22 protein-coding genes and 4 pseudogenes are annotated in these 24,500 nt (G+C 70.2%); 15 read left to right on the top strand and 11 right to left on the bottom strand.

The genetic code is table 11. The features are described 5' to 3' along the window. Nucleotide 1: 1 nt before the first annotated feature. Nucleotides 2-397 (bottom strand): hypothetical protein, encoded by a 396-nt coding sequence (locus ACZ52C_RS10110; RefSeq protein WP_469074274.1) that lies wholly within the window; start codon nucleotides 395-397, stop codon nucleotides 2-4. A 34-nt stretch (nucleotides 398-431) separates the two neighbouring features. Continuing rightward, nucleotides 432-734, bottom strand: coding sequence for a hypothetical protein (locus tag ACZ52C_RS10105; RefSeq protein WP_469074782.1), 303 nt, complete (start codon nucleotides 732-734; stop codon nucleotides 432-434). 535 nt (nucleotides 735-1,269) lie between these two features. On the opposite strand from ACZ52C_RS10105, the gene ACZ52C_RS10100 reads away from it, so the two are divergent. After that, nucleotides 1,270-1,941 (top strand): hypothetical protein, encoded by a 672-nt coding sequence (locus tag ACZ52C_RS10100; protein ID WP_469074273.1) that lies wholly within the window; start codon nucleotides 1,270-1,272, stop codon nucleotides 1,939-1,941. Nucleotides 1,942-1,987: 46 nt separating this feature from the next. Here ACZ52C_RS10100 and ACZ52C_RS10095 read toward each other — a convergent pair whose 3' ends face one another. The 4 genes and pseudogenes from ACZ52C_RS10095 to ACZ52C_RS10080 all read right to left on the bottom strand — a co-directional run bounded on the left by ACZ52C_RS10095 (nucleotide 1,988) and on the right by ACZ52C_RS10080 (nucleotide 6,983). After that, nucleotides 1,988-3,697, bottom strand: coding sequence for a SpoIIE family protein phosphatase (locus ACZ52C_RS10095; protein WP_469074781.1), 1,710 nt, complete (start codon nucleotides 3,695-3,697; stop codon nucleotides 1,988-1,990). Nucleotides 3,698-4,090: 393 nt separating this feature from the next. Next, nucleotides 4,091-4,561 (bottom strand): annotated as a pseudogene (locus ACZ52C_RS10090) (hypothetical protein); the annotation flags it as partial. 103 nt (nucleotides 4,562-4,664) lie between these two features. Then, nucleotides 4,665-5,744 (bottom strand): fatty acid desaturase family protein, encoded by a 1,080-nt coding sequence (locus ACZ52C_RS10085; protein WP_469074272.1) that lies wholly within the window; start codon nucleotides 5,742-5,744, stop codon nucleotides 4,665-4,667. Between the two features lie 414 nt (nucleotides 5,745-6,158). After that, nucleotides 6,159-6,983, bottom strand: coding sequence for a hypothetical protein (locus tag ACZ52C_RS10080; protein ID WP_469074271.1), 825 nt, complete (start codon nucleotides 6,981-6,983; stop codon nucleotides 6,159-6,161). Between the two features lie 102 nt (nucleotides 6,984-7,085). On the opposite strand from ACZ52C_RS10080, the gene ACZ52C_RS10075 reads away from it, so the two are divergent. From ACZ52C_RS10075 to ACZ52C_RS10050, 6 genes are all read left to right on the top strand, one after another. Continuing rightward, nucleotides 7,086-7,517, top strand: a complete 432-nt coding sequence (locus ACZ52C_RS10075; protein ID WP_469074270.1) for an Asp23/Gls24 family envelope stress response protein — start codon at nucleotides 7,086-7,088, stop codon at nucleotides 7,515-7,517. A 37-nt stretch (nucleotides 7,518-7,554) separates the two neighbouring features. Continuing rightward, nucleotides 7,555-7,782: a hypothetical protein gene (locus ACZ52C_RS10070; protein WP_045558792.1), complete on the top strand. Its 228-nt coding sequence runs from the start codon at nucleotides 7,555-7,557 to the stop codon at nucleotides 7,780-7,782. Further along, nucleotides 7,779-8,225 (top strand): Asp23/Gls24 family envelope stress response protein, encoded by a 447-nt coding sequence (locus tag ACZ52C_RS10065; protein ID WP_469074269.1) that lies wholly within the window; start codon nucleotides 7,779-7,781, stop codon nucleotides 8,223-8,225. Before ACZ52C_RS10070 ends, ACZ52C_RS10065 begins: the two co-directional genes overlap by 4 nt. Next, on the top strand, nucleotides 8,222-8,911 hold the full coding sequence (locus ACZ52C_RS10060) for a DUF6286 domain-containing protein (protein WP_469074268.1): 690 nt from the start codon (nucleotides 8,222-8,224) through the stop codon (nucleotides 8,909-8,911). Before ACZ52C_RS10065 ends, ACZ52C_RS10060 begins: the two co-directional genes overlap by 4 nt. Nucleotides 8,912-8,921: 10 nt before the next feature. Continuing rightward, nucleotides 8,922-9,515: an alkaline shock response membrane anchor protein AmaP gene (gene amaP, locus ACZ52C_RS10055; RefSeq protein ID WP_329911388.1), complete on the top strand. Its 594-nt coding sequence runs from the start codon at nucleotides 8,922-8,924 to the stop codon at nucleotides 9,513-9,515. Between the two features lie 357 nt (nucleotides 9,516-9,872). Further along, nucleotides 9,873-10,052 carry a hypothetical protein gene (locus ACZ52C_RS10050; protein ID WP_329911390.1) on the top strand — a complete coding sequence of 60 codons (180 nt, stop codon included), beginning with the start codon at nucleotides 9,873-9,875 and terminating at the stop codon, nucleotides 10,050-10,052. 264 nt (nucleotides 10,053-10,316) lie between these two features. Here ACZ52C_RS10050 and ACZ52C_RS10045 read toward each other — a convergent pair whose 3' ends face one another. After that, nucleotides 10,317-11,558, bottom strand: a complete 1,242-nt coding sequence (locus ACZ52C_RS10045) for a PP2C family protein-serine/threonine phosphatase (protein WP_469074780.1) — start codon at nucleotides 11,556-11,558, stop codon at nucleotides 10,317-10,319. Between the two features lie 1,367 nt (nucleotides 11,559-12,925). Between ACZ52C_RS10045 and ACZ52C_RS10040 the strand changes: the two genes are divergently transcribed. The 3 genes from ACZ52C_RS10040 (at nucleotide 12,926) to ACZ52C_RS10030 (ending at nucleotide 16,374) form a co-directional block, all read left to right on the top strand. Beyond that, a complete protein-coding gene (locus ACZ52C_RS10040; RefSeq protein ID WP_469074267.1) occupies nucleotides 12,926-14,329 on the top strand; it encodes an ice-binding family protein in 1,404 nt (467 codons plus the stop codon). Between the two features lie 169 nt (nucleotides 14,330-14,498). Continuing rightward, nucleotides 14,499-15,191 (top strand): DUF5819 family protein, encoded by a 693-nt coding sequence (locus ACZ52C_RS10035; RefSeq protein WP_469074266.1) that lies wholly within the window; start codon nucleotides 14,499-14,501, stop codon nucleotides 15,189-15,191. Next, nucleotides 15,181-16,374, top strand: a complete 1,194-nt coding sequence (locus ACZ52C_RS10030; RefSeq protein ID WP_469074265.1) for an HTTM domain-containing protein — start codon at nucleotides 15,181-15,183, stop codon at nucleotides 16,372-16,374. The genes ACZ52C_RS10035 and ACZ52C_RS10030 overlap by 11 nt, the downstream gene beginning before the upstream one ends. 406 nt (nucleotides 16,375-16,780) lie before the next feature. Here the strand turns inward: ACZ52C_RS10030 and ACZ52C_RS10025 are convergent, their stop codons facing one another. The 3 genes from ACZ52C_RS10025 to ACZ52C_RS10015 all read right to left on the bottom strand — a co-directional run bounded on the left by ACZ52C_RS10025 (nucleotide 16,781) and on the right by ACZ52C_RS10015 (nucleotide 20,863). Then, complete coding sequence (locus tag ACZ52C_RS10025) at nucleotides 16,781-18,049, bottom strand: ATP-binding protein (protein WP_469074264.1); 1,269 nt, start codon at nucleotides 18,047-18,049, stop codon at nucleotides 16,781-16,783. A 163-nt stretch (nucleotides 18,050-18,212) separates the two neighbouring features. Beyond that, nucleotides 18,213-18,731, bottom strand: a complete 519-nt coding sequence (locus ACZ52C_RS10020) for a hypothetical protein (protein WP_469074263.1) — start codon at nucleotides 18,729-18,731, stop codon at nucleotides 18,213-18,215. 176 nt (nucleotides 18,732-18,907) lie between these two features. Further along, nucleotides 18,908-20,863 carry an APC family permease gene (locus ACZ52C_RS10015; RefSeq protein ID WP_469074262.1) on the bottom strand — a complete coding sequence of 652 codons (1,956 nt, stop codon included), beginning with the start codon at nucleotides 20,861-20,863 and terminating at the stop codon, nucleotides 18,908-18,910. Nucleotides 20,864-21,427: 564 nt separating this feature from the next. On the opposite strand from ACZ52C_RS10015, the pseudogene ACZ52C_RS10010 reads away from it, so the two are divergent. From ACZ52C_RS10010 to ACZ52C_RS09990, 5 genes and pseudogenes are all read left to right on the top strand, one after another. Next, nucleotides 21,428-21,559 (top strand): annotated as a pseudogene (locus tag ACZ52C_RS10010) (sensor histidine kinase KdpD); the annotation flags it as partial. After that, a pseudogene (locus ACZ52C_RS10005) lies at nucleotides 21,552-21,779 on the top strand (tyrosine-type recombinase/integrase); the annotation flags it as partial. The pseudogenes ACZ52C_RS10010 and ACZ52C_RS10005, both read left to right, overlap by 8 nt. Nucleotides 21,780-22,169: 390 nt before the next feature. Then, complete coding sequence (locus ACZ52C_RS10000; RefSeq protein ID WP_469074261.1) at nucleotides 22,170-22,427, top strand: helix-turn-helix domain-containing protein; 258 nt, start codon at nucleotides 22,170-22,172, stop codon at nucleotides 22,425-22,427. 139 nt (nucleotides 22,428-22,566) lie between these two features. Further along, a complete protein-coding gene (locus ACZ52C_RS09995) occupies nucleotides 22,567-22,779 on the top strand; it encodes a helix-turn-helix domain-containing protein (protein WP_469074260.1) in 213 nt (70 codons plus the stop codon). Continuing rightward, nucleotides 22,779-23,048 (top strand): annotated as a pseudogene (locus tag ACZ52C_RS09990) (tyrosine-type recombinase/integrase); the annotation flags it as partial. The gene ACZ52C_RS09995 and the pseudogene ACZ52C_RS09990, both read left to right, overlap by 1 nt. On the opposite strand, the gene ACZ52C_RS09985 reads toward ACZ52C_RS09990, so the two are convergent. After that, entirely contained in the window at nucleotides 23,041-24,387 is a 1,347-nt protein-coding gene (locus ACZ52C_RS09985; protein WP_469074259.1) for a hypothetical protein, read from the bottom strand. The pseudogene ACZ52C_RS09990 and the gene ACZ52C_RS09985 sit on opposite strands and share 8 nt — an antisense overlap. Nucleotides 24,388-24,500: the final 113 nt, after the last annotated feature.

Raw genomic sequence — 24,500 nt, 5'->3', positions numbered from 1 at the left:
GTCAGCCCGGCTCGTCGGTGTGGGCGCGCCGTGCCTGGGTGTGGCTGGTGGTCAGCCAGGGCGACTCGGCGGAGGGTTCGTCGGCGACGTGCCCGGTGTCGACGGTGAGATGGAGCAGGGTGTCGCGCCCGTCGGGGCCCGCGGGGTAGCTGCGCGGCTCGTCGCAGCGGAAGTGCCGGCGCAGCAGCTGCGCCACCCGTTGGGCGATGTCGGGGCCGGCGGCGATGATGCGGACCTCCGCGAGTCCGCCTACGGGGGGATCGCCGTCTCCGCCCACGGGGATGTCACCGTCCGCGGTCTCGTACGCCGGCGGATCTTCACCTGTGCCGCGTGTGCTGCCGGTACCGGTGCCGGTGCCGGTACTGGTGCCATGGCTGCGGCGGGGCGACGCGTGCATGGATGTGACCTCTGTCCTGTGGGGCATCCCGGCCTCAACGCCCTGCGAGATTCGGCTTGTTGTGCGTGGCCCGGTCCCGGTGGCGGCGCGGCCGGAAGCGTCCCCGGCCGCCGTCGCGATGGTCACGACGCTCGTGCGCGGCGGGCGGGGCGGAGTGCGGTGGGGGCGGCGCGGTGTTGTCGGCGGCGCGGTCGGCGGAGGCTGGGCGGCCGGGAAGGAAGCGGCTGTAGGAGTGCGAGGCGATCCTCTCGCCGTGTGCGGAGTTGAGCCGGCGGATCACGTACGCTCCGCCGGCGATGAGCACGAGGAACGCGGCGATGGTGAGGACGATGTCCATGGCGGTCACGGCCTGACGGATAGTCGAACGCGAGAAGCGCTCGGGAGAAGCGGACCCGCCGTCCCACGGGCGCGTGATGTTCGTGGCGCAGTGGTGCCGGTGGTGCCGGTGGTGAAGAGCAGCAGTACGGCCCTGCACGGGTCGGGCTCTGGCCACGCGTCGGCGGCGGGGAACGTGTCGAAGGCCGAGGCCATCGCGCTGACCTGTCTCCGGAAACCGCCGCGCTGTGCGGGGTTTCCGGCGAAGTGTCTCGCCGAGGACGAGACCGGCGCGGGAGCCGGTGTGCGACATGCCCTCGGTACGTCCACCGTACTCCCGCGCGCCCCCGTCCGACGGGGAGCGGACGCACCGCCGTACCCACCTCGGCCTCCAGGCCACCGTCGGTCCACAAGGGGGGCGCGGCCCCGGGAGTACGGTTGAAGACACCGAGGGCATGTCGCACACCGGCTCCGACACCGGTGCCGCTCTCGGCGACCGACGACGCCGGGCCGGATCCGCCCGTGCCCGGGGCAGGGCTTGCCTCATGATCGTGAACGTGCCGTTTCCGCCGACGACCACGGAGCTCCCTGGGCGGCCCGCCGGCCCGGACCGGCGCGGTACGGGTACGGGGAAGCCCAGCCCGTCAAGGCCGGAACGAGGCTCCTCGCCCCGAGAGGGGCAACGTGTCCGTCCGCTGTCCCGGCGTCAGATCGAGGACCATCTGCAGGAGCTGGGCGATCTGTACGCGGAGACGTCCGGCGGCGGCCCCTGGGCGTGGAACCAGGCCCGCGGCGCCTTCCTGCGGCGGCTGGCGGCCGACGTACGGCGGCCGGGATTCGAGCTGCTGGTCGCGGAGACCACCGCGCTGACGGGATGCGCCTACGGTTTCCCCGTGCGCGGCGACGGTCCCTGGTGGGAGGGCTTCGACGGATACCTTCCGGGGCGGCTGCTCCGGCTCGCCGCCTCCGGACGCCTCTTCGTGATCTCCGGGATCCACGTCCCGTCCCGCGTACGCAGGCAGAACCAGGACCGTGCCTGGAACCTCGCCAGGCGCCTGCAGAAACGGCTGCTCGCCGATTACGGTGCCGCCGTCGGCGTCACGCTGGTGAACCGTTCCGACCACAGGACTGTCGACGCGTTGCGGTCCTGGGGGTGGCGGTACATCGAAGGCGACACACCTCGGACGGCCCCGCTCGGCCCGTTCCGCGTCCTGGTCCTCGAGACCTGAGCACCTGAGAGCCTGAGCACCACGTCCCGCGTCACGGCTCTCACGGCTACGGCAGGCGCAGGGCGAGGAGGGCCACGTCGTCGGTGCTGCCGGGCGGCATGCGAGCGGGCAGCTGGTCGCACAGCGTGTCCAGCGGTTCGTGGGCGAGAGCGAGGGCGTGGCGGCGCAGACGGGCGAGGCCGGTGTCCAGGTCGCTGCCGGGGATCTCGATCAGGCCGTCGGTGTAGAGCAGCAGGGTGGAACCCGGCGGCAGGGACTGCGTGGCGCTCGGCCGGCTGCCGCCGGTGCCCGGAGGGGCGCCGAGGAGGAGTCCCTGTCCCGCTTCGAGGTACTGCGCCTGTCCGTCCCCCGTCAGCAGGAGGGGCGGCGGATGTCCCGCGCTGGTCCACCGCAGCGTCCACGGACCGGTGTGCGGGTCGCCTTCGAGCACGCCGAGGACGAGAGTGGCCATGGGGACGGTGGTGATGGCGGGCATGGCGTCGTCGAGGCGGTCGACGACGGTGCCGGGCGGGCCGCTGCGGTCCCAGGCCAGTGAGCGCAGGATGCCGTGCAGTTGCGCCATGCCGGCCGCCGCGGTCAGGTCGTGGCCCACGACGTCGCCGATGACCAGCGCGAGTGTGCCGTCCTTCCGCTCGAACGCGTCGTACCAGTCGCCCCCGACCTGCGAGCCGGCCGGAGCGGGCTGGTAGCGGGCGGCCAACCGCAGCCGGCCGGGTTGCGGCAGCGGGGCGAGCAGGTTGCGCTGCATGGCCTCGGCGACGGCGCGCTGGCGGCCGAAGCGGCGGGCGTTGTCGATGACCAGGCCGACCCGGCGGCCGATGTCGCTCACCACTGTCAGGTCGTCGGCGTCGAAGGGGTGCGCCGGGTCCGTGCGCACCAGCGTCAGGGCGCCGGTGACCTGCCGCCCGGAGCCCAGCGGCACCGTGACGGCGGACGCCGCGCCGGCGGCGCGCAGGAAGCCGCTGTGGACGGCGGCCAGGGCAGAGGCGGCCGGTGCGGCCACGTCCGCCTCGCGCTGCAGGACGGGATCACCACCGTTCAGCACCTGGACCAGAGGGGAGCGGTCCTCCTCCCCGGCCTCGGGAAGGCGCTCGCGCCAGTCCTCCTGCGCGGCGTCCCGGCCCTCGGGACCCGTCGCCGCCACACGGTGGACCTGGCCGGAACCGACCCGGAGGTCCACCGCCGCCCAGTCGGCGAGGCGGGGAACCAGCAGGCGGCCCAGCCGGGCGAGGGCCTCATCGGTCTCCAGCGTCTGACCGAGCACGTCGGTGATCTCCGCGACCAGCGTCAGCCGCTCGTTGAGGTCCTCCAGAGCACGTGTATAGGCCGCACGCTCCCGACGCGCGCTGCGGTCGCCGGCGGTGTCGGTGACCAGCACGGTCATGCCCATGAAGGCGCCGTCGACCGTCAGGGGAGAAGCGGACCAGGAGATCGCGACCAGGCGACCGTCACCGCGCAGACAGATGTCGCCCTCCCCCCGTGCCTCGGCCCTCGCGGCCACGGCCCGCAGCAGGGGGCACCGCTCCCGGGGGATCGTGCCGCCGTCCGCGTCCCGGTGCAGCAGGTCGTGTGCGTCCTCTCCGCGCATCGCCGCAGCGGAGCGGCCCAGGAGCCGCTCGGCTGTCGGGTTGGCCGCGAGGATACGTCCGGCCGGATCCGTCACGATCAGGGCTGTACTCAGCTGCTCGACGACCTGCCGCCAGAAACCCGACTCGGCCGCCGACCACCACCGCCCCTCGTCTCCCACATCCTCCACAACGCCGCCCCTCCAGTCATGGAAACCCTCGTCGAAGACCGCGGGGGCATCGGCAGACCGACACGCCGGTCGATCGATGGTTCCCCGACTTGGCTCGATCAACTCGGCGACCTTGCCTCCGGCCCATGGTGTACCACGGGTACGGGTAGCGGTCGTCGCCGAGCCGGTCGGCGGCGTACGGCGGCCTTCGGCGTACGACCTGCTCCGGCGCGGGCGGTGCCGGTCAAGGCGCGGCGCCCGGCCTCGGCCGGAAGGGCGATGCGTTCCCATGGCGCGAGGTGCTGCTCCCGCAGCACGGGCCTCGGAGGCCACGAGCCCAGATGACCGTGTGCCCTCATTGCTCCTGAGTGACAACGAGGAGGGCGGTTCGCCCTCGCTCGACGCGTTGTCGGGTTCGTCGAGGAGTTTGTGGTGCGGTGAGCACAGGCGCGGACCGTTGTCGACGTCGGCCGGGCCGCGAAGGCCCACCAGCGCACGTGCGCGGCTTCCAAGCCGACCGGCACCGCGCCGATCTTGCCTCTGTGGTCGCAGCAGGCCCCTGGTACTCGTAGGCGGTCAGCACCGGCTCTCGCCTCCGCTGGTCCCGCTGCCTCCGTGCCGTTGAGGGGTGTTGGACCTTCCTCGGCTCCAGTTCCAGGCCGACGGATTCGCGCAACTCGTCGTGGAGCGCGGGCGGGAAGCGAAGGCCTAGGGGTGTTTCGAAAGTCCCGTGGGTGCTGTGCGGGACTTTCGAAACACCCCTAGCAGTAACCGTGCGATCCGGGTGAGCAGTTGGCGGTCGCGTCGCAGCGCTGACCCCGGTTCGGGTGCGAGCTGTCCGGCGGCCCCCGCTTCCCGAAGCTCCCGGAGCGCGGAGCCCGGAGCTTGGTGCCAGGACTGCCGGGCCCGCCGTGTCCCAGACTGTGGTGAGACCGAGCCACGCCCGTTGCTCCCTACGGCTCTCGACCGGGCGGGTGTGCGCCCTCCGCTACACGTCACTGCCGCCGATGGCTGCCGCACGCTCCTGGGCCCGGACGTGGGCGTGCCGGAGCGGTGCTCCGGCCTGATGGAGACTGGCGAGGGCCAGGCGGTAGGAGGTGAGCAGCCCGGTCTCCACGTAGTCCAGACCCAGTTCCTGGCAGTGGCGCCGCACGACGGTCCGGGCCTTGCGCAGGTTGGGGCTGGGCATGCTGGGGAACAGGTGGTGCTCGATCTGATGGTTCAGCCCGCCCAGTGCGATGTCCGTGAACAGGCCGCCGCGCACGTTGCGTGAGGTGAGCACTTGGCGGCGCAGGAAGTCCGGGCGGTCCTCGCCTGTCAGGATCGGCATGCCCTTGTGGTTGGGCGCGAAGAGGGAGCCCAGGTAGATGCCGAACAGGCCCTGGTGGACGGCGAGGAAGGCGATCGCCATGCCGGGCGGCAGCAGCCACAGCAGGACGGTCAGGTAGAGCGCGAAGTGCGTGAACAGCAGGGTGCCGTCGAGAGTTCGGTGTTTGAGCGAGCGGTTGGCCAGCGCCTTCACGCTCGACACGTGCAGGTTGAACCCCTCCAGGGTGAGGAGCGGAAAGAACAGGAACGCCTGCCAGCGGCCGATCAGACGGGGGAGCCCCTTGGCGGCCCGGGCCTGATCCTGGGACCAGACCAGCAGGTCGGGGTCGAGGTCGGGGTCGAGTTCCTCATGGTTGGGGTTGGCGTGGTGGCGGGTGTGCTTGTCCTGCCACCAGCCGTAGCTCATCCCGACGCCGGCGCCGGCGATCCGCCCGGATGCTTCGCTGGCCCGGCGGCGGCGGAACACCTGACGGTGGGCCGCGTCATGGGCGAGTAGGGCGACCTGGCCGAAGACCACGGCCAGAAAGGCGGCGACCGCCAGGGTCCACCAACTGTCGCCGACGAGTGCGACGGCGGCCCACCCACTGACGTAGAGCGCGGCCACCCCCGCGATCCGCAGTGCGTAATAGCCGGGACGGCGCCCCAGCAGGCCGGCATCAGCGATCTTTCGCGACAATCGGGCGAAGTCGCTGCCTGACGTCTTCGGGAGAAGGGGGCGAACCGTCGGATTGCTGCTCATGATGAGACTCTCTCCGCAGGAGGCAGTGGCTCGGCGCCGCCTGGGGAGCCGCTGGGACCGGGCCGCAGTTGGGAATGCGCTGCCCTCCGCAGCGGGAAGCGCATCGCGCGACCGCGGAGCGAGGACGACGTTTGCTTCGTCAGCCGGCGGCCGTGCAAACCTCCTGTCTGGCTGCGAGTGCCCTGCCGGGCAGGTCTTACACCGTGACGGGGCAGGCTTCTGCAGCGAGAGGTACGGGCGCCTTCATGGCGAACGACGCCGGCCGGTGATGCGCGTCCGGCTGATCGCTGAGGGACGCTCAGCGCGGTGACCGTACAGGTCCGTACAGGTCCGTGCGGCTCCGCACGAGTCGTTTGCAGCCGGTGGAGCGGGGTGGGCAGACCGGGGCTGACGCCATTCGCGGTCGAGACACCGTCACCTCGGCACCGGCGGCCCTTGACGCCCGGGCGGCCAGGCCGCGGTTTCTGTGATGAGGACGGCGGCGGTAACCGAGCCCGTGGTGGCAGTGGCGCTGGTGATGACTGCGTCGGCTACGGCGTCCCGGACGGCGCGGGCCACTGCCAACGGATGGTGTCCGGGGGCGACCGCGAGTTGGATCTCGACGTGCCGGCCGGGTGGATCGTCATGGTCCTCCATCTTGACCGGGCGGCTACCCGGCACGGCGGCGAGGCGGGCGACGCCCGGAACACCCGTCACGACGTCCGCGAGCTCCCCGGCGGGCCCCCGCATGGATCCTGTTCCGGTCACCGGGGGCGAGCTTCGCGTGGCTGTGGCTGTGGCTGCGGCTTTCGGCGCCGGCCTCATGGGCTCCGCTGTGGTCCGCGACTTCACGACTGCCTGCGGACCCTCAAGGAGATCCGTCACCCGCAGGTCGGCCGTCACGGTGACCAGGCCGAGCCGTTCGGAGGCGCAGTTGAGCAGTGCGCTCCTCAACTGGTCGGCGGTGTGAGGCAGTGGCTCCCCGAGTGATGCCGCGAAGGTGGCCTCGATCCTGAGCGGGCCGGGCGGTAGCGCGCTGGCCGGCGGACGGACAGCCGGCTCGGACACGGGCTCGTGCGGTGCCGACCCGATGCGCAGGGTCTCCAGCCGGACACCGGGAATTTCGTCGGCCGCGCGCCCGAGGTCCCGGACGGCCGCTTGCTCGGTGATCCATGTCCCGTCGTCGGGCCCGCCGAGCGGGAGCAGTCTGCCCAGGGCGAGCTGATGTCGTACTGCCTGCGTCCACGCCTCGATTGCCACCGTCCCCTCACCTCCTCCGCAGCCCGAACTAGGGCGAAATGCACTAGAATGACTTTAATCATACCGGTGAGTGCTGTGTGCGCCTCAGAGGGAGGAATCCCGATGACCGAGAACACCGGCGTAAGGCAGGGCCAGGCGCCCGGTTCGCGCGGCCGGACGACCATCGCCGACGTGGTGGTGGAGAAGATCGCCGGAATGGCGGCACGGGACGTGCCCGGCATCCATGCCCTGGGCAGTGGATTCGCGCGCTCGATGGGATCCATGCGGGAGCGCATGCCTGGCTCCGACAGCGGCAGATCCGTCACGCGCGGGGTCAGTGTCGAGGTCGGAGAGCTGCAGGCGGCCATCGATCTGGAGGTCGTCGTCGACTACGGCGTCTCGATCACGGACGTGGCCGGTGCGGTGCGGGAGAACGTGATCTCCGCGGTGGAGCGGATGGCGGGTCGTGAGGTCGTGGAAGTCAACCTCATGGTCAGCGACGTGAAGCTGCCGGACGAGGAGGACGAAGGGGAAGAGCGGCAGCGGATCCGGTAGCCGGGGCGGAGCAGCCCGCTTGAGTGAGGAGCACGTGATGAGCAGGGCCGTGGTGGGCTTGATGGCCGGAATGGCGCTGGGTTTCGCCGCGTATTTCGGTGACTTCTGGGCTTTCGTGCTGGTGCTGGGGCTGGGTGTCCTCGGTCTCGTGGTCGGGCGGTTCATGGAAGGTGACCTCGAGCCGGGCGACTTCGTCCGCCGCCGGGACCGGCAGGAGCGGATCCGCGACGACCGGCGACGCACTCGGGGAGACTGGCGGCAGTGACCGGTGAAGCAGATCGGCGTACGGGCGTCCCCCGCGGGGAGCGCGGCGCGATCACCGTCGCCGACCGGGTCGTCGCGAAGATCGCTTCCCGGGCGGCGCGCGAGGCGCTGACCCGGTTCACCGAGTCGACCGGCCACGTACCACCCGGCCGCCGGCCGCCACACGTGAACACATCCGTGCGGCGGGCACCGGAGCGGAACAGCGCGGGACGAGACGCCGAACCCGCCGCCGAACAGCAGGCGGTGCTCGGCGAGGCGCGGGTGCGCATCACCGTCGAGCTCGGCTATCCGTCCGACATCGGGGCGCAGTGCGCCGCGGTGCGCCGGGAGGTCACCGAACGGCTCAGCACATGGGCCGGCATGGAGGTGTCCGACCTCGTGGTGTCGGTCGAGAGGCTGCACTCGGTGCACACGCGGCACACGGACCAGAAGAGGGTGAGATGAGCGCGCACACCTGGCGGCGGCCGACCGGCGACAGCGCCCCTTCCTCCGACCCTGGACCGGCGGTGCCGTCCGCCGATGGCTCTCCGGGGCCGGGCGCGGATGCGACGGAGGCGAGAGACGGATCACGCCGGTCGGCGCGCCGTTTCTGGTCGGCACGGCGGATCCCCGCGGCCCTGGTGGCCCTGCTGTCCGCCGCGGCCACGGGACTGCTCCTGTACGACGTGGTCTCGGTGCGGGCGGGCCGAAGTGCGATGCGCTGGCGGCGGCGGCTCGCCGAGGAGCTGGCCACACGGCCGCTGGACGACACCTGGATGATCGTCGGGGCCGCGGTCGCGATGGCTCTCGGCCTGTGGCTCTTCCTGCTGGCGGTGACGCCGGGTCTGCGCAGGCTGCTGCCCATGCGGAAGCCCACCGGTGCCCCCGGGACAGAGGAGGTCCGCGCCGGACTCGACCGCCGTGCGGCCGCCCTGGTTCTGCGCGACCGGGCCATGCAGGTACCCGGTGTCCAGTCGGCACGGGTCACTGTCGGCCGCCGGAAGGTCAAAGCCCTGGCGCGGGCACATTTCCGCGACCTTGAGGAGGTCCGCACCGACCTGGACGCCACGCTGGGGGAAACCGTGACGTCCTTGCGTCTCGCCCGGCGACCCAAGGTGACCGTGCGCGTCCGGCGCCCCAAGAAGGACTGAGGCGATCTTGATGCTCAAGACAGTGAACCGGGTACTGCTGGGGCTGCTCGGCCTCGGACTGTTCGCTCTGGGCGGCGGCGTACTGCTGGGCGGCCTGGATCTGCAGCGGCACTGGGATTTCGGCGTGCCGGGCTGGTGGCCCTTCCGCGGGCCGGGCGATGTGGTGCTGGGCACCGAGGGACGCACCCGGTGGCGAGAGGAAGGCTGGTGGTGGCCGACCGTCATCGCGGTGCTCGCCGTGCTGCTGGTCCTGCTGCTGTGGTGGCTCCTCGCGCAACGCAGACACCGCCTGGGCCAGGTCCTCGTCGACATCGAAGACGGCCCGGCGGCCCGGCTCGACGGCCGCACGCTGGAGCACGTCATCGAGGAAGAGGCGCAAGCCCTGGACGGGGTCTCACGGGCGCATGTACGGCTGGCGGGCCGACGTACCGCTCCCACCGCACGCGTACGGCTGCTGCTGGAACCTCACGCCGATCCCGCGCGGACTCTGGGGCGACTGAGCCGGGAAACGCTCGCACACGCACGAGACTCGGCCGGCCTGGACCGCCTTCCGTCGAAGGTGCGGCTACGGGAAGCCCGCCACCGCGCCCGACGCGCCGCCTGAGATCCCTGGGACGACGCCCCGCGGGGGTACCGGCCGCGAGGCGTCCCGGACTCCTGAATCCGACGTCCGGCATGCGGAAGGCCAAACCCGACGCACGCAGCCCGGCGCCTTCACTTCGCGTTCGGCGTGCTCGAAGACCCTGGCCCTGACGGGTCGTCGTCGGCATCATCCTGAGAGCCCCGGGGGGCGGGGGCACACCGTCGGCGGACGCCGCCGACTCGTAGCGGCCTTGTGCACCGAGGGCCGTCACGTACCGCTCCTCGGCCGGCGCGACATCGAGTACGGGATCCGCGTGTCCCGCCGTAGCCGGGAGAACACGCGGATGCCGTACGGTCCCTTTCCAGGAGGCATCCCGCCATGATCGTCTTCCTGACCCTGCTCATCGCCGGAATCGCTCTGGTCGCCATCGGCGCGGCCGTCGATGGCATGCTCTCTCTGATGTCCACCGGCGTACTGCTTCTCATCGCCGATCTGCTCTACCTGGCGGCCCGCTCCATCTGGCGTTCCTCCGGCCCCCGGCCCGCTGACCATTCCTGAATGCCCTGGACCAGTCCGGGCCCCGCCCGCTCCTCACGTCACTGGCGGACCTCGAACAGTTTGACGACCACGAAGTCCTGTCCGGTCACGGCTGTCGATTCCCCGGCCTGCCCCGGCCTGCCCTGGTGGCCACGGCACTCTCATCCGACGTTGCCCCCTCTCCCGCCCTCAGGGAGACAGGTACGAGCCTGATCGCATACGCGACCATGAGTACGAACCCCGGGCAGCGGCAGGCTTCAGTGAGGGAGCCGGTGCGTCGCGGGCTCAGTCGAGGGCAGCCAGATGATCGGCGTCGCCGCCTCGCCACTCGACGAGGAAGATGGTCGCGTCGTCGGTCGTGGCGCCGCCGCGTTCGTGTTTGAGGGCGTGGGAGAGGGCTCGCACCACCGCCCGTACCTGCGTGCGGTCCCGGAGGATCCGGTTGGTCCACTCGATGAGTTGTCCTTCTCCGAACTGTTCCCCGCCGGTGTGGTGCTCCTCGATCAGGCCGTCGGTGAAGCACAGCAACCGGTCGCCGGGTCGCAGCATCCGCTCGCTGACCACCGGCTCCTCACCGCCGAAGCCGACCGGCAACGTGGTCGGGCTCTCCAGCCGGTCCACCACGGCGCGGTCCCGGATCAGGAACGGGGCCGGATGCCCTGCGTTGACCCACTGCAGTCGGCCTGTGGCGATATCGAGGATCATCATCTGCGCGGTGACGAAGTGGTCGGGGCCGAACTGCTCGTTGATGGCCCGGTCCATGAACGCGTACACCTGGGACAGATCGGTATGGGCCCGTCGCGTGTGGCGATAGGCACCGATGGCCACCGTCGCCATGGTCGCCGCGTCCAGCCCGTGGCCCATCGCGTCGATCATGGCCACGTGCAGGATGTCGCCGTTGAGGGCGTAGTCGAAGCTGTCGCCGGCCACGTCATAGGCGGGCTCCAGGATGCCGGCCACCTCGACCTGCGGAATCGTCATCGACAGCGGGGGCAGCAACGACCACTGGATCTCCGCGGCCACACTCATCGGGGCGCTGCGGCGGGCCTGGAAGAACCGGTCGGTGTAGGCGTCCTTGGTGACGATCATGTCCGCGACCAGGCCGGCGAGTCTGCGCAGCAGCCGCCGGTCGTCGTCATCGACGCTGTCCAGGGTGACGGCCATCACCCCGATCTGGTCGCTGCCGTCCAGCAACGGCAGGTACATCCGCACGCTGCCGTCCCTCGGCACCTCCACCGTTCTGCGGCTCAGGAACGCCTCGCCGGCGGGGGAGTCCTCGACCCCCTCGGGGCCGCCTACCTTCAGTCCTCGGCCCGGCAGCGGCACCAGGAGCACCTGTTCGTAGTCCTGCAGGAGGATGGAGACCTCCCGCCCCCCGACCCTGGCCACCTCTTCCGCGACGAGCGGGGCGATCAGCTCCGGCGGCATCTCGTGGGCCCGGTCCAGCAGCACACCCAGCAGCCGTTCGCCGAATCCCTCCGACCGGTCCACCCCCACCCGGCCCGGCTTGTGCTCACCGTCCGTCATCGCTGTCCGCTTCCCTTCCTCCCGGGGCATCGGGAAGTGGTCGGGGTGGCCGGCCGCGTCCACGCCGGGGTTCGCCGGGCGGCCCGATGCCCCGGCCTCGTCGCACCGCAGCCGGCGCGGGGCGGTGCCGGCCGGAAACGGCGCCGGGTGCCTCCAGCCCCCGACCACGTATCCGGACGTGGTGCCCGCCGCGACGCGCACCCCGCCCCTCTCGGATGTATCGCAGGCAACCGAGATCGGCGCGGGACTACGCCGCCGCCCGGCACAGGCTCGCATCGCGGCCGGCCCGACGAGCCGATTGCGCCAGCGGTGTCCGGGGGACCCGCTTCCACCGTGCCGATCCTGCCCCCCTCCGGGTCCACGATTCGTCGTCGCGCCAGTCCGACATCGACGGAACAGATCACGCCGTGCTGCGGGTGGCCGCGTCCGCGGTGCTCCAACGACCCCGGCGTATACACACCGGGGTCGCCCTTCCGGGCCGGTCGCACGTGAGAGTGTGCCGACCCGTTTTCATCGTACGTCTGGTGGACATGTCGGGCATCCGGTGTTTCGTGGCTCTCGTGCCACAGTGAGCACGTCACAGCCTTCCCCAGGGCCGCTCCCGCACGACCGCGCGGGGATTCCTGGTTCCGACGTACGGTCACGGCTTCGCGATCACCAAGACGGCGGCTCACCCACACACGGACGCCCAGGGCCTCGCCTGCCACCTTCGCAGCACCGGCTCGCCAACCATCACTCCTCGCTCAGGGTGACGTTGTCTCACGCGGACCGGTCCCAGCGCCCTACTGACGCCGACGCAGACCACGCCCGTCGACCGACCGCTGCCTCCGCTGCACAGGAGCGCCCGTTGTGAGGGCTGGTGCTGGGGACTGTGCGCTGTGCGCCGTGGTCCGTCGGAGGACGGAACTTTCTCCGTCCCTTCGCACCCGCTCCCCCGGCATGGGGAACACGCAATGACCGAGTCGGAGGATCCAGCCGGATCGAACCCGCCCTTCCGCAATTCATCACGATTCCAGCCCGCGGTCGAAATCGCGTCGACCTGGGACGCGGCCCCTGAATGTCCGGGCGAAGCGCTTATGGCCTGCGACTTCCGCTCATATGAATTGTGCGGTGTCGCGCCCTTGGCTTTATATGATATCCCGATTTGGGTGTGACTGTGTCCGCCGAAGGCACTCGAATGCGTCGCGTATTGGCGGTCTACACGGTGCCCTGCCGGTTAATCTGAAGCGAATCCCTTTTCCTGAGTGCCGCCGGCAGCCCATGGAAAACCTGCGGCGCTTGCCGGAGGGGAGGGGTTCCAGCTCGCGGAAACTCGACAAGGACAACAAAAACATTCACCGTACCTCCCTTGAGGAGTAGTCCCCTCGATGACGCAGAACATCTCTGGTGCGTATCGGCGGCGCGCAATGCCCGCCTGGATCGCGTCGGTCGTCACGGTGTTGATCGCTGCTACCGCAGTGGTAATGGTGCCGACGCATGCAAATGCCATCACAACCCCCGTTCCCCTTGGTGCTGCTGAGAGCTTCGCGGTGTTGGGCGGCGAGGCGGTCACCAATACCGGTTCTTCCCTGATCAGTGGCGACGTTGGGGTGTCACCAGGGACTTCGATCACCGGGTTCTGTAACCCGCCACCGCCCGGGATCCCCGCATCTCCGCCGTGTGCCAATGTGATCAACGGAACCGTTCACGTGACAGACGGGTCGGCCAACGCTGCCCACGCCGCGCTGCAGAACGCGTACGGCGTCGCCGCAGCCCGGGGCCCCGTCGATGGCACCCTCAACTCGGAGCTCAGTGGCGCGGGTGGCCCGACGGGGCTGGGTCCGGGCCTGTACGACTTCGTTCCTGGTGTGGTCACGAACTCCGGTGTTCTCACGCTGAACGGCGGCCCCGACGCTGTCTGGGTGTTCCAGGTCCCCTCCGGACTGACGCTGGCATCCGGCAGCCGCATGGAGTTCACCGGCGGCGCCAACGCATGCAATGTCTTCTGGCAGATCGGAAGTTCCGCCAGCTTCGGCAGCGACTCCTTCTCCGTGGGCACCTTCATGGCCCACACCTCGATCACCATGGAGAACAGGGCCGTGGTCGAGGGTCGGGTACTGGCCGGCGCTGTGGCTGAGTCCGGGATCGTGTCGATGATCACCAACACGATCACCCGGCCGACCTGCGGGACCGGCACCACCACCACTGGCACGACGACCGGCACGACCACTGGCACGACGACCGGCACGACCACCGGCACGACCACCGGCACGACGACCGGTACCACCACCGGCATCACCGGTGGGGGCCTCGTCAACGGTGGCCTCGTCAGCGGTGGCCTCTTGGGAGGGCCCATCCTCTCGCCCGGCGCGACCTCGGGCAACGTCGCCGGCACCACGTCCGGGAACACTGAGGGCAACACCTCCGGGAACACCTCCGGGAACACCGCCGGGAACTCCACTTCCGGGAGCACCGTGGGCAACACGGCCGGGAACACCTCCGGCGGTAACGGCGGCGGGCACGACGACGCGCCGGCTGGGCCGGATCACGGTGGCAACCCTGGAGGACCGGGCCACGACGGTAACCCTGGAGGACCGGGCCACGACGGTAACCCTGGAGGACCGGGCCACGACGGTAACCCTGGAGGACCGGGCCACGACGGCAAGCCTGGAGGACCGGGCCACGACGGCAAGCCCGACCACGGGCAGCACGTCCACCACGGCAAGCCCGACCATGGCAAGCCCGACGAGAACTACGGCTACGACGAGGTGCCGAAGGGCTACGAGAGCTAGGCATCGCACTGCGGTCGGTCCGTTCACCGGATGACGGCGCGCGGCGGAGTTCACATCGAGTCCGCCGCGCGCCGTCGGTGGCAGTCAGCGAAGAAGCCAGGCGCGAGCAGCTGATAGAGAAAGACAGAAAGACAGGTAGGCGGTGTCGAGCGGAATCGACTCAGCGGACGTGGAGGAAATCCAGCAGTCCGACTCCGGTCCGGCCAGGCAGGAACGTCCTGACACCACGGCCGCGCCGCGCACGTCGCGGAGGGGTGCACGGGCGCTGATGAAATCCGGACTGTGCGCCGCCGTGGTCCTGTGCTTGGCGACGAGCGTCGTTCACGTGATTCTCGTGTTCCTTCACGTGGCACCGGCCAACACCGTCTCCAAGCGGTACAGCCCGCTGATCCATTCATGGGTGTACCCCCTCTTCGAACAGAACTGGCGGCTCTTCGCTCCGGACCCCGAATCCATCAACCGGCGGATTCTGGCGAGAACCGCGCACACCGGCTCCGACGGATCCGTTCAGGTGAGTCCCTGGTTCGACCTGACCGCCGTCGACAGTTCCGCGGTCGAACATCAGCCGTTCCCGAGCCACACGGCGCAGAACATGCTGCGCCGCGCCTGGACCGGCTACGTCGACACACACGGAGGAGACGACAAGGCGCCAACGGAACGCGCCCTGATGATGCGGAAGTACCTGACCAACATCGCCGCCGACCGCGTCGCCGCCCACAACAACGGCACCATCGACTTCATTCAGCTGCGTGTGCTCACCCTGTCCATCGGCGCGCCCGGCCCCGCCGCCGACAAGCGCCCGCCGACGCCGGTCGGGAACCGGCTCCTGCCCTGGTGGAAGGTGACCCGCCATGGAAACTGAGGCGCAGAGGACCGCGTCCGCCGACGCCGCCCGGTGGATCGCCGCCCGGATCAACGCGGCACGGGGCCTCCTGACCGGCCACCCCGTGTCCCTGTACGCCGCGTCGGTGCTGCGCATCGGCTACGGACTGCTCTACCTGCTCCTTCTGCTACGCGAGTTCCCGCACCGTGCCGAGATCTGGGGCCCCGGCTCCGCGTGGACGCCCGCCTTGGCGCGCCAACTCTTCGAGCAGACGGGCTGGTTCAGCATCCTGACCCTGTCCGACAGCCGTACCTACTTCGAGCTCTGCTATGTGCTGGCCCTCGTCACGGCCGCACTGTTCATGCTGGGCTGGCGGACCCGCGTCCTGTCCGTCCTCTTCGCCGTCATGGTGACCTCGTTCCATGCCAGGGCGATCTTCATGACGGACGGGGGCGACAACCTGGTCCTGCTGATGTCTCTCTACCTCGTCCTCACCGCCTGCGGCCGGCGCTGGTCCCTGGACGCGCGCAGAAACAGGCTGAAGCCGGTTCGTGCGGGCAACGCGCCGGAACGTCCGAGGAGCCCCTTCGCGAGGCAACTCCGCGATGCCCGCACCACCTTGGTCACGGTGGTGCACAACTGCGGCATGTTCGTCATCGCGGCACAGGTCTGTTTCCTCTATGGATCAGCCGGTCTGTACAAGGTCCAGGGACCTTCCTGGAGCGGTGGCACCGCGCTCCACTACGCCCTGAACCTCGAACTCTTCCGGCCCTGGCCCGCCCTCTCCCACTTCGTGGACGAGCGCACGCTCGTGGTCGCGATCGGCGGCTACCTGACCGTGCTCCTGCAGGTGGCCTTCCCGTTCGTGCTCTTCGGCAGGCTCAAGTACCCCGTTCTCGCCATGCTGTTGGGCATGCACATCGGCATCGCGGTGCTCATGGGGCTGCCTCTCTTCTCCGGCGCGATGATCGTCGCGGACGCCGTGTTCCTTCCCGACCGCTTCTACACCTTCCTGCCCCGCCTCTGCCGACAGGTGATCCGGCGGACGGACAGCCGGCGTCCGGCACCCGGGCGAGCGGCAGGATCCGGAACCGTGCCTGCGCAAGGTGGGCCCGGCGGCGCAGTCGGCTCGAAGCGTCGAGTCTTCCTCCCCGCCAGACGGAACGACGCCACGCCCGTGCCCGAGCCGGTGTCCCCCGAGGTCCCCCCGAAGTCCGGGTGACTCGGCACGGCACGCCAGAGAGCTGCGGCCGTGCCGTAAGAGTCCACCGGCCATAGCGGTCGACCTGCGCGGATTGATCATGCGGGCGCCGTGGTGCGGGCCTGGCCGCACCGCTGTTGACCGTGGTTGTCCGCTCTTGCGGGCGCGGATAGGGCACGGCCCCGGCTCGAGCGGCATGACAGCAGTGCCGTGGCCGTGGAGAGCCGTACCGGATGTCGACTCGGCGATGTACACAGGAGATGTTGTACGCGCGAAGAGTTCGGCGCAGTTGCCGTCCGACGTGAGGCTCTCGCCGGACGGACACTCATCGGTACCGCTGCCGGCAGCGGTCCATCCGGCGGTCTGACACGTGGGCTGCCGACCGAGTCCGGGGCGCCGAGAAGTCCGCGCTTCCCGGGCGGGGACGTCAGAGGCGGGCGTACTGCTCCGTCTGTTCGGCGAACTCCTGGGCCGCGGTGGCGCTGACCGTGGGCTGTGTGTCGCGGATCGTGTCCAGGTAGTCGTGCGTGGAGGGGGGGAGGCGGGTTCCGGTGTCGAAGGTACGCTCGAATCCGGCCTGGGAGACGGTTCGTGCCACGTGGGCGATGTCGGCCGGTGTGAAACCTTCGCTGGCGGACGCGAGCGCCTCTCTGTCGGCCTTCGCGCCCGCTCGTGTCAGGTAGCTCTCCCACAGCGCGGTCCTGGCGCGGTGGTCGGGTGGACCGAGCGGCAGTACGTAGTCGAAACGGCCGTGCCGCAGGAACGCGGAGTCGAGCGTGGTCACGTTGTTCGTGGCGCAGACGAGCAGCCGCCCGTCCTGCCTGCGGAACCGGACGATCGCCTTGAGCAGCTCGTTGACGACGCCGATCGCGGTCGCGTCCGCGCCGCTACGGGCGCCGGCGACCTCCTCGACCTCATCGATGAACACCAGGACGTGGTCGAGCCGGGATATCTCGTCGAAGCGCCTGCTCAGCCCGCTCGCCAGGCCGTACTCGGCGGCCAGACGTGCGGGGAACAGCTCGAGGAAGGGCCATCCGAGGCGGCTGGCGATCGCCTGCGCGAAGGTGCTCTTGCCGGTCCCGGGCGGACCGAACAGCATCACCGCGCGCGGCAGCTCCACACCGTGCTCCGCGGCCAGTTCGGGATGGGCCAGTGGCAGGACCAGACGGCGCTCGATGAGCTGCTTCTCCTTCTGCATGCCCGCGACCTTCTGCCACAGTCCGCCGGGCGGCAGCTCCGCTCCGAGCGAGGAGAGCATGTCGGCCGCCGGCCGGGGCGCCGGTCTGCGCTTCTCGAAGAGGACCAGGCCGGATCGGGCGCCGAACTCGCAGTTGCGCAGCGCGGTGGCACCGGTCTCCCCCTCGGGCAGGGCGGCGTGTACCGCGCGGACACCGTCGGTGAAGAGCCGTCGCTCAAGGGCCGTGATCAGGGAGCTGCCCAGCCCCTGGTGCCGCCAGGCAGGTGTCATGCAGATGCGCAGGATCCATGCCCGGTCACCCTCCACCCTGCTCACCGCGGCGCCGACGACCACGTCGTTCGCCGTGGCCACCACAGCGGGGTGGAGGGCCTGGAGGGCCGTCACGGCGTCCGAGAGCGGGAAGAGGGCCGGTTCTTCGGTCGTGCCGCTCTCCACGTCGACACGGAGGACTCCCTCGAGATCGTCCGGGGAGTAGTCCCGGACCCGCCAACCCGTCATGACCAGCTCCGTGTGTTCGGCCGTGTTCCCATCATCGGCCGTAGCGTGGGGTACGCGCGCGGCAAGCCCCGGCCCGGTCGAGCGGGACCGCGCCACTCGATCAGCAGGAGATTGAGATGACAATTATTTGTGTCATCTCAGTCGCAGGATCAGGAGCGGCCGGTCAGGAGAGGCCGGAGGCCCTCAGGACCGCTCGCGTGGTCTCGTCGTCGATCCGGTGCCCGAGCTGCACCAGGACGTCCGCGCCTTGGAGGAGCGTGCCGCGTTCGACGGAACGGCGGACGCCGGTGTCGAGTTCGTGCCAGATCAGAGGGTTGGCGGCGAGGACGTCAGGGTCGACTTCCAGGCGGTGGCCGTGTGCGTCGTGCAGGACCAGGCGGGAGGAGACCACCCCGTACTGGCGTGCTGCCACCAAGGCGTCCGTACATACCGTGTGCTCGCGCCAGAGGCCGCTGACCGTCAGCCGGCCCGGGCCCGCGGTCACCCGGGGTGGCAGCAGGACGGCGAGGACGACGGCGGCCAGGGTGATCCACAGCAGGGCGCGGGGGAGTGTCAGGCTTCCCGCGTCCCGGTCGACCAGCAGGGACATGGCGCAGAACAGCAGGGCGCAGGTCGTCGCGAACCGGGCGCTGCCGCGCCAGTGGCGGTCACCGGCCGCGCTCGGAGGTCTGTTCCGCTGCATGCCGGCGACGCTAGGCGGCCGGGCGGCGCCGACGACTGCCGCTGACGGGATCCTGACGGCGTAGCGGTGAATCCTGACGGGGTCCTGACGGAGTCCGGATGGGGCTCTGACGGGGCTCTGGCGAGATCTTGACGGGGCCTGAGGGGCCGAGAGAGGGCTGCGAGGTCGCCCCGGTGTCAGCCGGTGTGGACGCGGGGGCGGCGGGCGCGGTCTGGTTCGGCCTCGCGCAGGACCTCGCGGGTGACGGGGGCGACCTCGCCCTGGCCGAAGAGGAAGAAGCGGAGGAAGTTGGCGAAGGGGTTGCCCTCGGTCCACTCGAAGTAGATGTGCGGGGTGCGGCCCGTGGAGTCGCGGACGTGGAGGAGGAGGGCGGCCAGCGAGTTGGGGACGGAGGAGGAGTCCAGGGTCAGGACCCGGTAACGGTCGTGCAGCACCTCTCCGCGTACGGTCAGGCCCGCCTCGAACTCGGAGGGGTCGGTGACCGTCACCTCGACGAAGACGAAGTCCTCCTGCTCCGGCACGGCGTTGTCCTGCCGGATCTGTTCGATCTTGTCGCGGTACTCGGCCATGTCGCGCCGGTCCGGCTCGTTGGCGATGAAGCGGATACGGCGATGGGCCATGTCCCGGACGAAGCGTTCCGCCGTGTCGTCCAGCTCGACGCTCGTCACGCGGAGTTCGAAGGCGCGGGCCAGGCGGGAGAGCAGGGAGACGAGGATGATCGCGGCGATGAAGCAGGCGCCGATCTTCACGCCGTCGGGGCGCTCGATGACGTTCAGGACGGTGGTGTAGAGGAACACCGCCGAGATCACTCCGAAGGCGATGGTCCAGCCACGCTGGCCGGCCTTCCGCGCCGCTATCGTCACCGCGATCGCCGCCGAGCTGATCAGGACCAGGACACCTGTCGCGTACGCGCCGCCCTGGGCGTCCACGTCCGCGTCGAAGATCCAGGTGACCAGGAAGCCGACGAGGGTGAAGACGATGACCATGGGGCGGACCGCGCGGGCCCAGTGGGGGGCCATGCCGTAGCGGGGGAGGTAGCGGGGCATGAGGTTGAGCAGGCCCGCCATGGCGGAGGCGCCGGCGAACCAGAGGATGGCGATCGTCGAGACGTCGTAGAGGGTGCCGAAGGCGTTGCCCAGGTACTCGTGTGCCAGGTAGGCGAGGGCGCGGCCGTTGGCGTCGCCGCCGTCCTCGAACTCCTTCTCCGGGATGAGGAGGGTGGTGATGAAGCTGGTGGTGACCAGGAAGACGCTCATGATGACGGCGGCGGCGGTGAGCAGCTTCTTCGTGTCCCGGATACGGCCCTTGGGGTTCTCCTCCGTGTCGCCCTCGTCGCCCTGCACATGGGGCATGACGGCGACACCGGTCTCGAAGCCGGAGAGGCCGAGCGCGAGCTTGGGGAAGACGATCAGGGCCACGCCGACCATGACGAAGACGTTGCCGTGTTCGGCGGTCAGCGCGGTCGACCAGTCGGTGATCACGTGGCCCTCGGTGATCACGTGCCACAGGCCGACGACTACGACCACGACGTTCAGTGTGAGGTAGGCGCCCACCAGGGCCACCGCGACGCCGATCGCCTCCAGGAAGCCCTTGAGGAAGACCGCGCCGAGCAGGGCGATCAGGATCAGGGTGATCAGGAGTTGCTGGTCGTGCAAGGCGCTGTTCAGATGCGGGTTTTCCACCAGGTGAGTCGAGGCGTCAGCGGCGGAGAGCGTGATGGTGATCAGGAAGTCGGTGGCCGCGAAACCCAGCAGGGTCAGGACGAAGAGCTTGCCCTTCCAGAACGTCAGCAGGCGTTCCAGCATCGAGATCGAGCCCTGGCCGTGGGGGCTCTCCTCGGCCACGCGGCGGTATACGGGGAGCGCGCCGGCGAGGGTGACGATCACGAGGACGATGGTCGCCACGGGAGAGAGGAGGCCGGCGGCGAGGGCGGCGATGCCGGGCTGGTAGCCGAGGGTGGAGAAGTAGTCGACGCCGGTCAGGCACATCACCCGCCACCAGCGCTGGCCCTTGTGCGGCGGTTCCGGTTCTGCGTGCGGACCCTTGTGGCCGCCGGGCTTGCCCATGTCGGACAGGCCCTGAAGCATCCAGGTCCGCAGTCGGCTCGGCGGTGGGTGCTCGGTGGTGGCCATAGGCGTGCTCTCCCGTCGTGCGGCTCAGGATGGGTTTCGAGCCATCACGGCGGACGGCCGCATCAGCGTAAGCAGAGCGTGACGTCTGGGCCCATGGGATGGGTCACGTGAGCGCGTCAAGCTTCCGTTAAGACCTGCCGTGAGAACGCCGGGGGCGCATCATGATGAGGGCGTTTGCACGGCACGAGCGGAGACTGGCCCGTACGGGGACGCATGCCGGCAGGTCTCGGCGACGGGCACTCAGCGTCATGTCGTACGCGGCTCCCCGGCCGCTTCGCGTGAAAGCCAGGCGCCCGGAGCACGTCTGTTTCCGGAGCTGTGCCGTCCCCCGGGGGCTTCGAGGGAGTCGCGGCGGGCTCCCCGCCGGCCGGGCTTTCCGACGCACCGTCTTCACCCTGTCCGGCCAAGAGGTGCCAAGACCGTGTCAAGGTCCCGGGCGCAGGCGCCAAGGAAGCGCTGACACGCGCCCGTTCCCTCCCGGGAAGCGATTCCGTAGGGATCTGTGGGGAGAAGCAACCCGCCTCCTGAGGGAGTTGAACCCGTGTGCGGAGCGCGTCGGCGGCGATGAGTGACGTACGGCCCGGACGAATGAAGGTCTACCTGGGGGCGGCCCCGGGAGTGGGCAAGACCTACCGGATGCTCGACGAGGGGCGGCGGCGTGCCGAGCGTGGGGCGGATGTGGTCGTGGCGTTCGCTTCGGCGCAGCACCTTCGGACGGAAGTGGCGGCGGGCGCGGGAGGCCGTAGGGATGCCGGAGGGCTTCCGGTTCTACGACCTACGGCACACCGGGCACACGCTTTCCACGCGCTCCGGGGCCACGCTCAAAGACACCATGGTCCGTGCCGGGCAGTTCTCGGAGAAGGCGGCGCTGATCTACCAGCACTCCGACGACGAGCGGCAGGAGGAGGTCGCCGCCACTCGCGCTTTCCGGGGGGTGTCGTCAACATAGCCACACTCAGGCCGCGCAAGTCCAGCCCGACCCGGCGCAATCTCTTACGGCAGAACGTCTGCCGAAAAGCAGGCTGGAGAGGGTTGGGCCAAAACCGTGAGCCACGAACGCCGGTTGACCAAATAGTTGTCCCGGAAGCCGAGCCAGAAGGATCACATCGGCAAGTGTTGACGCGCTGCCGACGGTGAAGCTACAACACAACACCCCACGTCAGTGCACTGTCAGAGCACCGATCGACGTGTCGGTTTCCGACCCTTCCCGGCCCCGGGAATCCGCTTCGCGGCCAACCGTGCGAACGGAACATAGACCACGATCGCCGGTTAACCAAACCGGCGAATGGACGCTTCAATTGGAGTCATGCCCGCACGCTCACTGGAAATCGGACCCGCAGGAATACGAGCCGCCCGCACCATCGAAATCCTCCGCACCGAACGCGGTTTGTCGCAACGCCAGCTCGCCCGACGCGTGACCGCACTCGGCCACCCGATGTCCAACACCATGCTGTCCCGCATCGAACGCGCCCAGCGCCGATGCGACGTCGACGACCTCATCGCGATCGCCGAAGCGCTTCACGTCTCCGCCCCCGTGCTGCTGCGCGGCGGGCCCGTCGCCTGAACCGCCACCTGCGCCGCCATACCGCGGCTCGCATCGCTCCTACCGCTCCAGAGTGAGGACCCACCGCTCTTGCACCGACCCGAAATACCCCCTGCCGTCGCCCATACCCAGGACCGCGCCCCGAAGGTGGTGATCGTGAATGGCTGACCGCCTCCTGACCGTCGCCGAGGCCGGCGAACTGCTCGGCACGGGCGAGCGCTTCGTCCGCCGCCTCATCGCCGAGCGCCGCATCCGCTACGTCAAGCTCGGCCGCCCGGTGCGCATCCCGGAGAGCGCGGTCGCCGAGTACGTCGAGGCACGTACTGTCGAGCCGGTCCGCTGTGTCCGTGTCCGCTACGGGAAGGCGGCCTGATGGCGGGACGCAAGCCGCAGCGGCGGCGCGAGTTCGGCACGACGCGCAAGCTGCCATCCGGCAGGTGGCAGGCCCGCTACATCGGTCCGGACGGCCAGCGATACACCGCCCCGGAGACGTTCGAGACCAAATCCGACGCCCAGGACTGGCTCAACCTCGCCCGCGCCGACATCGAGCGCAACCACTGGCGCGACCCGGACGCCGGCGCCGTGAACTTCGAGAAGTACGCACTCCGTTGGACAGGGGGACTTGGCCGCCGGGTCACCAGCCGGTCAGCAACAGATGGTTGAGGAGGAGGGCCAGGACCGCCTGCAAGGTCAACCAGGCGCGGCGGCGGTCCAGGAACGCGCCGGCGGAGAGCAGCCAGAGCGCGAACGGCAGCCAGATCCGTTCCGTTTCCGCCTTGCTCATCCCGGACATGTCGGCCGCGAGCAGCATCGCCAGGGCCGCGCAGAGCAGGAGCCCCACGGAGCGCTCGGCGACGGGCGTCGCGTGCCATCGGGCGAGGCGGGCGCCCGCCCTGCGCAGCCCCGCCACCGTGGCCGGTCCCACGACGAGGACCGTGCAGGCGAGGTTGGCGAACAGCCAGTAGCCGTACGGGCGGAAGCCTCCGGCGCCCTGGTGGTACCGCTCGACGAGCAGGTGATACGCCTCCCACCAGTTGAAGCCTGCCACGGTGAAGGCCACCGGGACGACGAGGAGGCCGGCGACCGCGTAGGGGAGGCCCGGCAGCCGTCGGGACCCGAGCAGCAGGACGGTGGTGGCCATGGCGGCGAAGAGGGTGAGGCCGTACGACAGGTAGACGGTGAGGCCGAAGAGGAGTCCGGCGGCGAGCGCGGTGGCCGCCGGGCGGTGGCCCGTCACCGCGAGCGCGAGGAGGGCCGTGGCCCAGGCGGCGACCGCCGCGAAGTACCCGTCCGCCGATGTGCCCATCCAGACCGCCGCAGGGGCGAGGACCAGGAAGGGGGCAGCGCGGCGGGCCAGGGCCTCGCTCGCCAGCGTCCGTATGGTGACGAGGACCGCGACCGCGGTGGTCGCCCCGACCGTGATGACGAAGATGCCCGCCCAGGCTCCGCCGGCCAGGCCGATCCGGTCGAGGAGGACGAAGGTGAGGGTGGCGCCCGGCGGGTGGCCGGCGACGTGCGGGGGCCAGTGGTCGGGGGAGCCGAGCAGGATGTGGTCGGTGAAGCTCCGCAGGGTGGCGGGGATGTCGTCAAAGCGGTCGATGACCTGGAGGTACTCGTACTTGGTCGTCAGGCGGCGGGCGATGCCGCGGTGCCAGCCGTCGACGAGGGCGAGGGAGAAGGTCCATGCCAGGGCGGTGGCCCACGCGCTCCACAGCAGCGGACGCCAGGGCAGCCTGGCGGCCAGCGGAGGGCCGTACGCCACGACGGCGGCGGCGACGGTGATCGCGGCGGGGGTGCCGGGGCCGGTGTGGGGCAGCCAGTTGGCGTACAGGGGCGGCCAGCCGACGTGCAGGACGTCGTCGGCGCGCTTGATGGCGACACCGACCAACGCGGTCACCACCACGAGCAGTGCGGCGGCCGAGACGGCGTAGAGGTCGCGGCGGAGATCGCGGCGCGGATCGCGGCGAAGATCACGGTTCACGCTCGGAGACGTTAGGCCGGGCGGTTGCCCGTGGGCTCCCGACAGGCGCGGACGTCAGCCTTTCGTCATGAGTCGCGCACCCTCTGACCGGGTGCTCCGGGCCTAGCGTCGGG

It is taken from the genome of Streptomyces sp. NPDC034049 (assembly GCF_055575575.1).
Note: the sequence above shows the minus strand (reverse complement) of the source record. Positions and strands in the feature narration are given on the sequence as shown.